This window comes from Sphingopyxis sp. MG, assembly GCF_002953155.1.
Taxonomy (GTDB): domain Bacteria; phylum Pseudomonadota; class Alphaproteobacteria; order Sphingomonadales; family Sphingomonadaceae; genus Sphingopyxis; species Sphingopyxis granuli.
Genome location: NZ_CP026381.1, coordinates 2,656,997 through 2,669,326 on the forward strand (window position 1 = coordinate 2,656,997; position 12,330 = coordinate 2,669,326).

Here is a 12,330-nt window from a genome sequence, read left to right on the forward strand (position 1 = left end):
TTTTCGACAATGAAATGTTCCCCGGCGAAAGCCGGGGTCCAGATGGCACAGGGCTGCCCCGCGTGGACCCCGGCTTTCGCCGGGGAACAGCTCCCTACTTGCCTGAAGGGTATATATCCCGATCAGGTCCGGGGTCGCAATGACGAAGCGGGTCAATCCAAAATCATCAGAGTCCAGGGCCCTCAGGCCCGCCTCGCCTTCCCGTAAGCTGCGGCCCGGATTCGACGCGCACCTCGCCAGCCGCGAGCCCCCGACGCGGTTGCAGGCCGCCCGCCCCCCTTGCATTTCCTGCCCCCCGGCGTAAGGCGGCGCGGACATAAACCCGCGCGCGCGACTCCCGTTGGCCCCGCTCTCCCGGATCGGGCTTCGGCCGTCATTCCCCGCCGCGCCAATTTGGGGACTGCAAGCCTATGACCACCACCGGCCACGATACGCTGGGCACCCGTTCGACGCTCGATGTCGGGGGCAAGACGTACGCTTATTATTCGCTCGACAAGGCGGCGGCGAAACTGGGCGACGTGTCGCGCCTGCCCTTCTCGATGAAGGTGCTGCTCGAAAACCTCCTCCGTTTCGAGGACGGCGGCTTCACCGTGTCGACCGACGACGTCCAGGCGATCGTCGACTGGCAGTCGAACCCCGTGTCGGCGCGCGAGATCCAGTATCGCCCGGCGCGCGTGCTGCTTCAGGACTTCACCGGCGTCCCCTGCGTCGTCGACCTTGCCGCGATGCGCGATGCGATCGCCAGGCTCGGCGGCGACACGTCGAAGATCAACCCGCTGGTTCCCGTCTACCTCGTCATCGACCACTCTGTGATGGTCGACGAGTTCGGCCACCCCAAGGCGTTCGAGCAGAATGTCGAGATCGAATATTACCGCAACGGCGAGCGCTACGACTTCCTGAAATGGGGGTCGAAGAGCCTCGACAATTTCAAGGCCGTGCCGCCGGGCACCGGCATCTGCCACCAGGTCAACCTTGAACACATCGCGCAGGCCGTGTGGTCGAGCGAGGGCGCGGACGGCCAAATCGTCGCCTATCCCGACACCTGCGTCGGCACCGACAGCCACACGACGATGATCAACGGCCTGGGCGTGCTCGGCTGGGGCGTCGGCGGGATCGAGGCGGAGGCCGCGATGCTGGGCCAGCCCGTTTCCATGCTGATCCCCGAAGTCGTCGGCTTCAAGCTCACCGGGCGGCTCAAGGAAGGCGTCACTGCGACCGACCTCGTGCTCACCGCGACGCAGATGCTGCGCGCCAAGGGCGTCGTCGGGCGCTTCGTCGAATATTTCGGCCCCGGGCTCGACAGCCTCAGCCTCGCCGACCGCGCGACGCTCGCCAACATGGCGCCCGAATATGGCGCGACCTGCGGCTTCTTCGGCATCGACGAAAAGACGATCGACTATATGCGGCTGACCGGCCGCAGCGAAGAGAATATCGCGCTGGTCGAAGCCTATGCGAAGGCGCAGGGCCTGTGGCGCCACGCCGGCATGCCCGACCCCGTGTTCACCGACACGCTCGAACTCGACATGGCGACCGTCGTCCCCAGCCTCGCCGGGCCGAAGCGCCCGCAGGACAAGGTCGTGCTGACCGAGGTCGACGACGTGTTCAACGCCGACCTCGCCAATGTCTACAAGCATGACGGCGCGAAGCGCGTGCCGGTCGAGGGCCGCGATCACGACATCGGCGACGGCGACGTCGTCATCGCCGCGATCACCAGCTGCACCAACACCTCGAACCCCGGCGTGATGATCGCCGCCGGCCTCGTCGCCAAGAAGGCGAACGAGCGCGGCATGAAGCCGAAGCCGTGGGTCAAGACCAGCCTCGCGCCGGGATCGCAGGTGGTCACCGACTATCTCGCCAAGGCGGGCCTCCAGCCGCACCTCGACGCGATCGGCTACAACCTCGTCGGCTATGGCTGCACGACCTGCATCGGCAACTCGGGCCCGCTCGCCGAGCCGATCTCGGCCGCGATCAACGGCAACGACATCGTCGCCGCCTCGGTCCTGTCGGGCAACCGCAATTTCGAGGGCCGCGTGTCGCCCGACGTGCGCGCCAACTTCCTCGCCTCGCCGCCGCTCGTCGTCGCCTACGCGCTGAAGGGCACCGTCACCGAGGATTTCACGGGCACGCCGATCGGGCAGGACAAGGACGGCAACGACGTCTACCTCAAGGACATCTGGCCGACCAACCAGGAGGTCGCCGACACCATCGCCGGCGCGGTCGACCGCGGCATGTTCGAGGCGCGCTACGCCCATGTCTACAAGGGCGACGAGCATTGGCAGAAGATCCAGGTCGAAGGCAGCGACACCTATCAGTGGCGCGCCGGGTCGACCTATGTCGCCAACCCGCCCTATTTCGAGGGGATGGAGATGACGCCGGCGCCGGTCGCCGACATCGTCGACGCAAAGCCGCTCGCGATCCTGGGCGATTCGATCACCACCGACCACATCAGCCCGGCCGGGTCGATCAAGGCCGACAGCCCGGCGGGCAAATGGCTGATGGAGCATCAGGTCGCCAGGGCCGACTTCAACAGCTACGGCTCGCGCCGCGGCCATCACGAGGTGATGATGCGCGGCACCTTCGCCAACATCCGCATCCGCAACGAGATGGTGCCGGGGATCGAGGGCGGCATGTCGCGCTATGGGCAGGAAGTGATGCCCATCTATGACGCCGCGATGCGCCACAAGGCCGACGGCACCCCGCTCGTCGTCGTCGCGGGCAAGGAATATGGCACGGGTTCGTCGCGTGACTGGGCTGCGAAGGGCACCATCCTGCTCGGCGTGCGCGCGGTGATCGCCGAAAGCTTCGAGCGTATCCACCGCTCGAACCTCGTCGGCATGGGCGTGCTGCCGCTCCAGTTGCAGGACGGCCAGACGCGCGAGACGCTGGCGCTGACGGGCGACGACAGCTTCACCATCACCGGCGTCGCCGACCTGAAGCCGCGCCAGACGGTGACAGTGCAGGTAACGCGCCCCGACGGGTCGACCTTCAGCTTCGACACGCTCTGCCGCATCGATACGGCGAACGAGGTCGAATATTATATGAACGGCGGCATCCTGCACTATGTGCTGCGCAAGCTCGCCGCCTGACCCGCGAGCGGGAGGCCCGGGGGCGAAGCGGTGAGCGCCTTGCTCCTCTTCGCCGCGGGCTTCCTGTGCGGCGCGGCGCTGACATGGATGCTGCGCCGCAAGGCCGGACGCGGCGCGCGCGACCTGATCGCGCCGCCGCCGGCACCGCGACCCACCGGGCGGCCGGTCTCCGTTTCCAGCGCGCCCGTACCCACGGGCAGCGATGAAGAGGCGGTCGTCGAACTGCTGCGCCAGAATCGCAAGAAAGAGGCGATAAAGCTGTGGCGCGAAGTCACCGGGCTGGGACTGGCCGAAAGCAAGGCGGCCGTCGAAGCTCTCGAACGCCGACGGCTGCTCCGCTGACTCACGACCGCTTCGCGAGCCGCGAGCCGGGATCTACACCGTCAAAGTGCAATCTTTTTTGAACGAAACGTCTTCCCCGCGAAGGGGGACCCAGAGCGTCATGGCGCCGGCCCGGGCGACCATCCCGACGCGCCGAGCGTCAGAACGTTATGACATCGACTGGATTCGTCATTGCGAGCGGCGAAGCCGCGCGGCAATCCAGAGCGCACGCAGACCGCCCTGGATTGCTTCGCTCCGCTCGCAATGACGAAGTGGGGCAATCCAAAGTCATCGTGCTCCAAATCCAGCCCATATCCCGTTCCAGATCGTAGGCGCGCCGCCCTATTCGCTCGCGCTGTCCTCCGCGTTCCACGCCGCGACCTTGGCGCGCGTGTCGGCCAGCATCGCATCGAGTGCGGCGCGGTCATAAGTCTTGCCGCGCATCACCACCGTGTCGATCGCCTTCGTCGCGGCGATATCCTCCAGCGGGTTGCGTTGCAGCAGCACCAGGTCGGCGGCCATCCCCGGCCGGATCGCGCCATAGCGGTCGAGCTGGCCGAACCACGCCGGCCCGGCGCGCGTCGCGGAGGCGAGTGCCTGCGCCGGGGTCAGCCCCTTTTCGACGAACAGCGCGATCTCGTCGTGCAGCGCGAAGGCGGGATAGTTGAAGCTGTTGAGGAATCCCGCGTCGGTTCCGGCGATGATCGTGACGCCGGCCTGCTGCAGCATCGGCAATATCCGCGCCATCGCGTCGATATGCGCGTGGCGCGCCGCGATCGCCTCGGGGCTGGCCTTGGCCGCGCGCTCGATGCGCCAGTCATAGGTCTTGCGCAGCTTCGGCCCGATATAGGCGAGCCCTTCGTCCTTGCTGTGGTCGTCGCGGTCGAGGAAGGCGAGGATGCGGCTGCCGTTCAGCGTCGGGGTGACGAACACGCCCTTTTCGGCAAAATGGCGATAGGCCGCCATCGCGGTCGCGGGATCGAACGCCGCGTCGAGCCGGCGGCTCGCCTCGGCACGGTCGATGCGGCCCGCCGCGAAATCGGCGGCGACCGCCGCTTCGTCGCTCGCCCCGGCGTGATAGGCATAGTCGAGATGCTCGATCGAACTGATCCCGGCATCGACCGCCTGCCGGGTGGTCAGCGCCATCGGGATATGCCCCGACGTCCGGATTCCGCGCGCCTTCGCCTGCCGCAGCGCATAAAGGAACAGGTCGGGTTTCAGCGTGCTGTCGGTGATCTTGACGAAATCGACCTTGTCGCGCTGTTGCAGCCGGGTCAGCGCCGCATCGACGTCAGCTTCGCTGCCGACCTCGATCGTTCCCTTCCACACCGGCGCGATCCCCTCGATCTTCGCGCCGGAGGTCAGCAGGCGCGGCCCGAACAGGCTGCCGCTCGCAATCTCGCTGCGCCATCCGAGCACTTCGTCGGGCAGGTCGCCCGAACAGTCGCGGATCGTCGTGATGCCGTTCGCGACATAAAGCGGAAGAAGCGCCTTGTTCTCCTCGATCAGTTCGGGCCCCCCGCCGAAATGGACGTGCATGTCCCAAAGGCCGGGGATCAGATAGAGACCCTTGCCCTCGACGACCTTGGCCGCGCGCCAGTCGCGCGCGATCGCGGCATCGGCGCCGACGGCGACGATGTCGGCGCCGCGCAGCACCACCGCCTGATCGGCCTGCGTCTTCGCCGCCTCGACATCGACGAGGTTCACATGGCGGATGACGACATCGCCCTGCTGCGGCGCCGCGAGCGCGGGCGCGGCCAAAGCGAGCAGCGAGGATGCCAGAGCGGCGGCGAGACGTTTCATGCGGGGGACCTCTTTTTGGACAGGTGATTCACCTAGCCCCGAAAGGGCAGTCTCAACAAGGCGGATATGGTGGGCGCTGACGGGCTCGAACCGCCGACCCTCTCGGTGTAAACGAGATGCTCTACCAACTGAGCTAAGCGCCCCCTGCGGGGAGCGGGCGCCCTGCCACAGCTTCGCCGCACTGGCAAGCCGCCCCGCCTATTCCTCCAGCGCCTCGAAATAGCGCGTCATCGCATCGGCCGCGCCGTCGGCGAGCGCGATGAAGATCCGGCGTCCGTCGTTGGGGTCGGCTTCGCGCACGAACAGGCCGGCGTCGGTCATCGTCTTGATCCAGCGCAGTGCGGTCGTCGCGGGGACCGCGGCGGCGATGCACAGGCTCGATACCGAAACGGGCCGCCGCTCGAGCCGCGCGGCATAAAGATCGAGCAGCATGTCCCACGCCGGATCGGCGAACAGGTCGGCCGGGAAATATTGCTCGCGTATCCGCCGCTGCCGCAGGAGGCGGCGCACCGCCTTGGCGCGCTGGCGATCGGTCGCCCGATCCTCGGGCACGAAGCTGCGTGGCGTGACGACATAGTCGCGCCCGGGCGACCGCAGCGACACCGCGCGGCCGGGGTCGTCGGACGGCGGCATCGCCAGCCCGCCGGGTCCCCCCGCCAGCCCGCGCTGTCCGGCAAGGTCGCCGAGCAGGCGCGAGATGCGCGCCACCTCTTCCTGCAAGCGATCGATGCGCTCCATCGCTTCGTCGCGCGCGACGTCGTGCACGGCAAATGCCGCGCCGGGGCTGGCGGCGGCAAGCGCGACCAGCCGGTCGGCGGCATCGGCCTCGACCAGCCATTCGGCGCGCACCGCGGGCGGGATCGCCGCCGCGACGCGGTCGAGCGCCGCCAGCCCGGTCTCGCACACCAGCCGGCAATCGCGTTCGATCACCGCGGCGGCGATGTCGGCAAGCGATGGCTCGTCGATCGCGTCGGCGTCGGCCAGCCAGACGATGTCGACCGCGATCATCGCGCGGATATGCGCCGCCGCGTCGGACGGGGCGAGCGCCGCGACCAGCCGGACCCCCGCCCGCGCATAGTCCGGCACCGCTTCCGCCGGGCCGACGAACAGCAAGCGCGTCGCCGGTCCAAGGTTCGCCCGATCCGGCGATGGCACGGTCTCCGCCGGTCGAAATGCGATCGCCTGTTCCATGGCCCCACCCTTTCCCTGTTTTCTACCCATCCCGGTGCCCTTATGCCGTCATAGCGGCGATATTCCCCTTTTGTTCGCTCGCATCTGCCGCCATTTCGGACCCTGCCGCGGACTCGCCGCGGTGCGCGGGCAAGTCGGCAGGCGAATTTGGTCCATTTTGGACATGATTTGTTCTCAACGTCAATCCCTGATTCACCCTTGCAACGCCGGCCTCGCCGCTCCACCGCGAGCGCGATGCGCCGTTCCTCTCCCCTCACCCGCCTGCGCTGGCGCCGGCGGCTGCGTGCGCTGGTCGCCCTGCTGCTGCTCGCCGGGCTGGCGGTCGCGGCATGGCTGGGAAGCCCGGCGCCGGTGGCGGTGGTCCCGCTCGTCCACGTCATCGACGGCGACAGCCTGACGGCGCGGCAGGATGGCCGCGCCCTGACCATCCGGCTCGTCGGCATCGACGCGGTCGAATATCGGCAGGACTGCGAACGCGCCGACGGCACGCGCTGGCCGTGCGGGGTCGAGGCGCGCGCGGCGCTCGAACGTCTCGCCGGGCGTGGGCCCCTCCATTGCACGCTCGAAGGCACGGACCGTTATCGCCGAACGCTCGCGGCCTGCCGGACCGCTCCTGGTCCCGCGGGGTCCGACCTCGGCGCCGCGCTGGTACGTCAGGGCTGGGCGATCGCGACCGACGACCGCTATTTCGTCGAGGAAGCCGAAGCGCGCGCAAAGCGACGCGGCATCTGGCAGGGGCGCTTCGTCCGGCCCGCCGACTGGCGCGGGGCGCACCAGCGGCCGAAAGAATAGCCGCCGAAACCGGCACCGCGGCGCCACGGGCCCGACCGGCATCGACAGCGCGTCCCGAATGGCCATCGCCCGCTTTCCGCCGCGCGCTTTTGCCGCTAGGGACGAGCGCATGAACGGACTTTTCCCAGTCATGGTCGGCGGCGCGATCGGCGCGGGGGCGCGGCATCTGGTCGGCCAGATCATGCTCGCGCGGCTCGGCCCCGGCTTCCCGTGGTGGACGCTGTCGATCAACATCGCGGGCAGCCTGCTGATGGGCCTGCTGATCGGCTGGCTCGCGCGCAGCGGCGGCAGCGAGACGACGCGGCTGTTCCTGGGCGTCGGCATTCTCGGCGGCTTCACCACCTTTTCTTCGTTCAGCCTCGAATTCTGGCTGCTGTTCGAACGCGGAGCGATGGCGCAGGCGGCCGCCTACGTCCTCTCGTCGGTCGTCGTCGGCATCGCGGTATGCGGGCTGGGGATGCTCGCGATGCGGCAGTTTCCGGCATGAGCGGCGACAGCGCCACCGTCGGGGAAGAGGATGACGGCATCCGGCTCGACCGCTGGTTCAAGCGGCACCGGCCGGGCACGCCGCACGCGCTGATTGCGCGCTGGGCGCGGTCGGGCGAACTGACGCTCGACGGAAAGAAAGCGGACGTCTCCGCCCGGATCGAGGCGGGGCAGCGGATCGCGATGCCCGTTCCCCCCGCCGCCCCCACCGGACCGCGTCCGCGCAAGGACCGGCCGCTGTCCCCCGCCGACGTCGCGCTGGCCGAAGCGATGGTGATCCACCGCGATGCGAGCGCGTTCGTGCTCGACAAGCCGCCGGGGCTTGCGACGCAGGGCGGGACGAAGACCGACGCGCATGTCGACGGGCTGCTCGGCGCGTTGCAGGGCGAGGCGCCGGTGCGGCCGAAGCTCGTCCACCGGCTCGACAAGGACACGTCGGGCGCGCTGCTCGTCGCGCGCACCCCGCGCGCCGCCGCATGGTTCGCCAAGGCCTTCTCGAACCGCAGCGCGCGCAAGACCTATTGGGCGATCGTCGTCGGCGTCCCCGACATCGCGCAGGGGGAAATCGATCTGCCGCTGGCGAAGCAGCCCGGATCGGGCGGCGAGAAGATGCATGTCGACGACAAGGGGCTGCCTTCGAAATCGCGCTATCGCATCATCGAGCGCGCGGGGAACAGCGCGGCGTGGGTCGAACTCCAGCCGCTGACCGGCCGCACCCATCAGCTTCGCGTCCATATGGCGGCGATCGGCCACCCGATCGTCGGCGACGGCAAATATGGCGGCAAGGCGGCTTTCCTGACCGGCACGATCAGCCGCAAGCTGCACCTGCACAGCCGCCGCCTGCGCATCGACCATCCCGACGGCGGCGCGCTCGACATCTCGGCGCCGGTGCCCGAACATTTCGCTGCGAGCCTCGACGCGCTGGGCTTCGACCCGCTGCTCGGCGACGCATTGGCCGAGGAGGCGCCCCGGCCTTCGGCGAAGACCGTGCAGAAGACGAAGGCCAAGGCGCACGCCAAGCAAGTGCGCAAGGCAAGGCGCGGCGAGCGGCGCGGCCGCGCCGAAGCCAAGGCGAAGCCCAAGGCCCCGGCGAAACGCGGCCCCGCGAAACCCGGCGGCCGCAAGCCCGCGCCCCGGAAACCGCGCTGATGCATCCCGACCCCGCCTTCCGGCCGCGGCAGGACGACCTCGCCGCGCTGCTGGTGCGCGAGATCGGCTTCGCCGCCATCTTCGCGGGCACGCCCGACGGCCCGCGCGTCGCGCACGCGCCGGTGGTGCTGAGCGCGGATGCGGCGACGCTGCAATTCCATCTGTCGCGCGGCAACGGGCTGACCCGGCATCTCGCCGGGGCGACGGCGCTTGCGGTCGTGCAGGGCCCCGACGCCTATGTCAGCGCGGGCTGGTATGCCGAGGAAGCGCACGCGGTGCCGACGTGGAATTATGTCGCGGTCGAGATGGAAGGCCCGGCGCGCCGGCTCGACGAGGCCGAACTGGTGGCGCAGCTCGACGCGCTGTCGGCGCAGCACGAGGCGCGGATCGGAGCGAATCCGCCGTGGACGCGCGACAAGATGGACCCGAATTATTTCGCGAAACTGACCGGTGCGATCATCGGCTTCGAGATGCGGATCGCCGCATGGCGCCCGACGATCAAGCTGTCGCAGAACAAGCCGGCCGACGAACGCGCGCGGATCGCGACGGCGATCGAGGCGACCGGCCATGGCGCGCTGGCGCATTTGATGCGCGAGCTTGGCGGCGATAGGAAAAGCGCATGACCCGACCCGAAGACGCCCTGGCGAAGAAACGCTTTTTCGCGCTGTCCAGCATGCGACTTGTGGGCGCGCTGCTCATCCTCGCGGGCTTCCTGCTCATCCGCGGCGTATGGGCGCTCGCCGGCCAGCCCGCCGACCGCTGGGTCGGCGCCGCCGTGGTGCTGATCGGCTTGTTCGATTTCGCGATCATGCCGCGCATTCTCGCGCGCCGCTGGCGGACGCCGCCCGGGCCGTGAAGCGCTTCTGGAAGCAGGCCGAGGCTGTCCCGCAGGACGGCGGCTGGGGCGTCGCGCTCGACGGGCGGCCGGTGCGCACCCCGGCGCGTGCGCCGCTCGCCGTCGCGGGCCGCGCGCTGGCCGAGGCGATCGCCGCCGAGTGGGACGCGCAGGGCGAGGATATCGACCCGGCGTCGATGCCGCTGACAGGCATCGCCAACGCCGCGATCGACCTCGCCACCGCCGACCCCGCCGGCTTCGCGGCGCCGATCGCCGCCTATGCCGCGAGCGACCTCTTCTGCTACCGCGACGACCGCGACGCGGCGCTGCAGGCCGAACAGGCGGCGGCGTGGAACCCGCTGCTCGCCTGGGCCGAGCAGCGCCACGGGATCGAATTCGCGCTCGCGCAGGGGGTGCTGCCGGTCGATCAGCCGCCCGCGACGGTCGCGGCGCTGCGCGATGCGGTGCAGGGCCTCGATCCCTTCCGCCTCGCGCCGCTCGCGCCGCTCGTCACCATCGGCGGGTCGCTCGTCGCCGGGCTCGCGCTGGTCGAGGATGCCTTTCCGGCGGACGCGCTGTGGACGGCGGTCAGCCTCGACGAACTCTATCAGGAACGCCGCTGGGGCGCCGATACCGAAGCGCGGAAGACGCGTGCGCGCCGCGAGGCCGACTGGCACCACGCGGCGCGGTTTTTGAGTTTGCTCGGATCCGAGACGTGTGTTGCATCGTAAAGTTAGAAGTGATGGACCGGATTTATGCGGCTAACATAGAAATTTCTTCTGCCTTGCATAGCAATCAGCAGGATCCCAAACCTGTTAATGTGACATCGAAGGACTTTCCTTTTCCCGATAGCGAGCAGAACGCTGCCCATCTTCTTCGAAATATCGAATCTCGAATACTCGCGACTCATGCACGACCTGCCGCCAGCTGCTGCATCCATATTTCCCGGGTAGTTGCTCTGGAAACCGCTCGGCAATCCATCTTCCGGCATCGGCGACGGATGCCCATCCGTCGATGGCCAACTCACCGGCCGCTTCCCGCAACGCATCCACGATAGCTGTGGCAGACCAATCCACTTTGCCATCCGGGGCAATGCCATTGATGACACAATCGCGAAATTCATCCGACTGGACAAACTCCGCGGCCAGACGCCGACATTGTTCCATATCTTCAGCCCATCCGCGGAGATGTTCGAAACGTTCGTCGATGCGGCTATAGGCGGCAACCAAGGCGTCGTGAGCGCCATGACATCCATCCAAGCTCCAAAGGTCGTGCTGGTCGATGAAGTTGTGAACCAAGCCGTTCCGCAGACTTACCAGTTCGACGAGCTCATTTTTTGTCCGGGCGAAATCCTCGTCCGAAAAAACGAGACGCATCCGGACGCTGAACGAGTCAATGTCCTGCGCAGCATTGTTCGCGCCGATTGCATCGGTGACAATATACGACCCGAGGAGGTCGTCAACCAAGACACCGAGCGTTTTTCTCGCGGTGTCGTCCACCCGCGCCGCTCGGACCTTCTCCAACCCCAGCTGGCAGGCAGGCCCCGAGATTTCGTGATGTGCGACGATGGCTTTAATCAGGCGCTCATACTGCTGGAGTCGAAGCAAACATCGGCCCAGCAATCTCTGCACTTCGCGCTGACGCGTTTGCAGCGCGTCATCCGATACCGCCATCATAGCGCAACCTGCTGTTCGGAATTGATGGAATTGCGATGACGAATTGCTTTACTCCCAAACCGCCGCGCTATCGTCCCGGCTCCATTCCGATGGATGTCTCGACTTCGACCAAAGACCGAAGTTTATGCTGAGCGCCTGCCAAGGCAGTCGAAGGGCCCGACACAAACCGAAATCAACCACCCATTCAATCCGCGAAGTTCGGCTTTCTTTTCTCCATATGCGCCATCACCGCCTCGATCTGGTTCGGGGTGCGGATGACCTTGATCTGTTCGTCGCTTTCGGCCTGCAATATCTCGGCATCGGTCGCGTCGGCGAGCATGTTGCACAGGCGCTTGGCGCCGCGGATCGCGTGCGGGTTCTTGCCCGCGATCACCCGCGCGAGGTCCATCGCCTTGCCCAGCGGGTCGTCGGCGACATGCGTCGCAAAACCCAGCAGCTTCGCCTCCGACCCGGTGAATTCGCGGTTGGTGTAGATCATCTCGCGCAGCACGTCGTCGGCAACCTGCGTACGCCACAGCGCCATTCCCGCGACGTCGGGGACGAGGCCCCAGCGCATCTCCATGATCGCGATGCGCGTGTCGGGATGGACGATGCGGATATCGGCCGCCGCCATGATCTGGCTGCCCGCGCCGAATGCGACGCCGTGCACCGCGGCGATCACCGGTACCGGCAATTCGCGCCAGCCCCACGCGGCATATTGCGCATTGTTCGACAGGCCGCGCGTGCGGTCGGACAGCGTGCCGCCCGCGCTGCTCGCCCCCGGATCGCGCTCGGCGCTGAGGCTCGAGAGGTCGAGCCCGGCGCAGAAGGCGCGCCCCTCGCCCGACAGCACGACGACGCGCAGTCCCTGCTTCGCCTTCAGCTCGTCGATCGCCTCGGCCAGCGCCGACCACATCGCGGCGTCGAGCGCGTTCATCTTGTCGGCGCGGATCAGCCGGACGTCGGCGATGCCGTCCTCCAGCATCGTGATGGAAATGCGGTCCTGCATCGG

General features: G+C 67.9%; 12 protein-coding genes and 1 tRNA gene. 8 read left to right on the forward strand and 5 right to left on the reverse strand.

The genetic code is table 11. From position 1 onward, the window contains the following. The first annotated feature begins 410 nt into the window (after nucleotides 1-410). Both acnA and C3E99_RS12260 read left to right on the forward strand, forming a co-directional pair. Nucleotides 411-3,086, forward strand: coding sequence for an aconitate hydratase AcnA (gene acnA, locus C3E99_RS12255; protein ID WP_104959835.1), 2,676 nt, complete (start codon nucleotides 411-413; stop codon nucleotides 3,084-3,086). Nucleotides 3,087-3,116: 30 nt separating this feature from the next. Further along, on the forward strand, nucleotides 3,117-3,428 hold the full coding sequence (locus tag C3E99_RS12260; protein ID WP_076076686.1) for a hypothetical protein: 312 nt from the start codon (nucleotides 3,117-3,119) through the stop codon (nucleotides 3,426-3,428). Between the two features lie 321 nt (nucleotides 3,429-3,749). Here the strand turns inward: C3E99_RS12260 and C3E99_RS12265 are convergent, their stop codons facing one another. The 3 genes from C3E99_RS12265 to C3E99_RS12275 form a co-directional block, all read right to left on the reverse strand. Continuing rightward, a complete protein-coding gene (locus C3E99_RS12265; RefSeq protein ID WP_076076689.1) occupies nucleotides 3,750-5,210 on the reverse strand; it encodes an amidohydrolase family protein in 1,461 nt (486 codons plus the stop codon). 67 nt (nucleotides 5,211-5,277) lie between these two features. Next, nucleotides 5,278-5,353, reverse strand: a tRNA-Val gene (locus tag C3E99_RS12270). A gap of 55 nt (nucleotides 5,354-5,408) precedes the next feature. Next, nucleotides 5,409-6,401: a winged helix DNA-binding protein gene (locus tag C3E99_RS12275; RefSeq protein WP_076076692.1), complete on the reverse strand. Its 993-nt coding sequence runs from the start codon at nucleotides 6,399-6,401 to the stop codon at nucleotides 5,409-5,411. Nucleotides 6,402-6,635: 234 nt separating this feature from the next. On the opposite strand from C3E99_RS12275, the gene C3E99_RS12280 reads away from it, so the two are divergent. From C3E99_RS12280 to C3E99_RS12305, 6 genes are all read left to right on the forward strand, one after another. Beyond that, nucleotides 6,636-7,193, forward strand: a complete 558-nt coding sequence (locus tag C3E99_RS12280) for a thermonuclease family protein (RefSeq protein ID WP_104959836.1) — start codon at nucleotides 6,636-6,638, stop codon at nucleotides 7,191-7,193. Nucleotides 7,194-7,302: 109 nt separating this feature from the next. Beyond that, a complete protein-coding gene (gene crcB / locus C3E99_RS12285) occupies nucleotides 7,303-7,680 on the forward strand; it encodes a fluoride efflux transporter CrcB (RefSeq protein WP_104960369.1) in 378 nt (125 codons plus the stop codon). Beyond that, nucleotides 7,677-8,828, forward strand: coding sequence for an RluA family pseudouridine synthase (locus tag C3E99_RS12290; protein WP_104959837.1), 1,152 nt, complete (start codon nucleotides 7,677-7,679; stop codon nucleotides 8,826-8,828). The genes crcB and C3E99_RS12290 overlap by 4 nt, the downstream gene beginning before the upstream one ends. Beyond that, the gene (locus C3E99_RS12295) at nucleotides 8,828-9,451 is read left to right on the forward strand and encodes an FMN-binding negative transcriptional regulator (RefSeq protein WP_076076703.1); all 624 of its coding nucleotides are present in this window, start codon (nucleotides 8,828-8,830) and stop codon (nucleotides 9,449-9,451) included. The genes C3E99_RS12290 and C3E99_RS12295 overlap by 1 nt, the downstream gene beginning before the upstream one ends. Beyond that, a complete protein-coding gene (locus tag C3E99_RS12300; RefSeq protein WP_067111470.1) occupies nucleotides 9,448-9,684 on the forward strand; it encodes a hypothetical protein in 237 nt (78 codons plus the stop codon). Before C3E99_RS12295 ends, C3E99_RS12300 begins: the two co-directional genes overlap by 4 nt. After that, nucleotides 9,681-10,394 (forward strand): ATP12 family chaperone protein, encoded by a 714-nt coding sequence (locus C3E99_RS12305; protein ID WP_104959838.1) that lies wholly within the window; start codon nucleotides 9,681-9,683, stop codon nucleotides 10,392-10,394. The genes C3E99_RS12300 and C3E99_RS12305 overlap by 4 nt, the downstream gene beginning before the upstream one ends. An 84-nt stretch (nucleotides 10,395-10,478) precedes the next feature. On the opposite strand, the gene C3E99_RS12310 is transcribed toward C3E99_RS12305, so the two are convergent. Next, nucleotides 10,479-11,339 (reverse strand): OST-HTH/LOTUS domain-containing protein, encoded by an 861-nt coding sequence (locus tag C3E99_RS12310; protein WP_104959839.1) that lies wholly within the window; start codon nucleotides 11,337-11,339, stop codon nucleotides 10,479-10,481. Nucleotides 11,340-11,523: 184 nt separating this feature from the next. Continuing rightward, nucleotides 11,524-12,327, reverse strand: a complete 804-nt coding sequence (locus C3E99_RS12315) for a crotonase/enoyl-CoA hydratase family protein (RefSeq protein WP_076076705.1) — start codon at nucleotides 12,325-12,327, stop codon at nucleotides 11,524-11,526. Nucleotides 12,328-12,330: the final 3 nt, after the last annotated feature.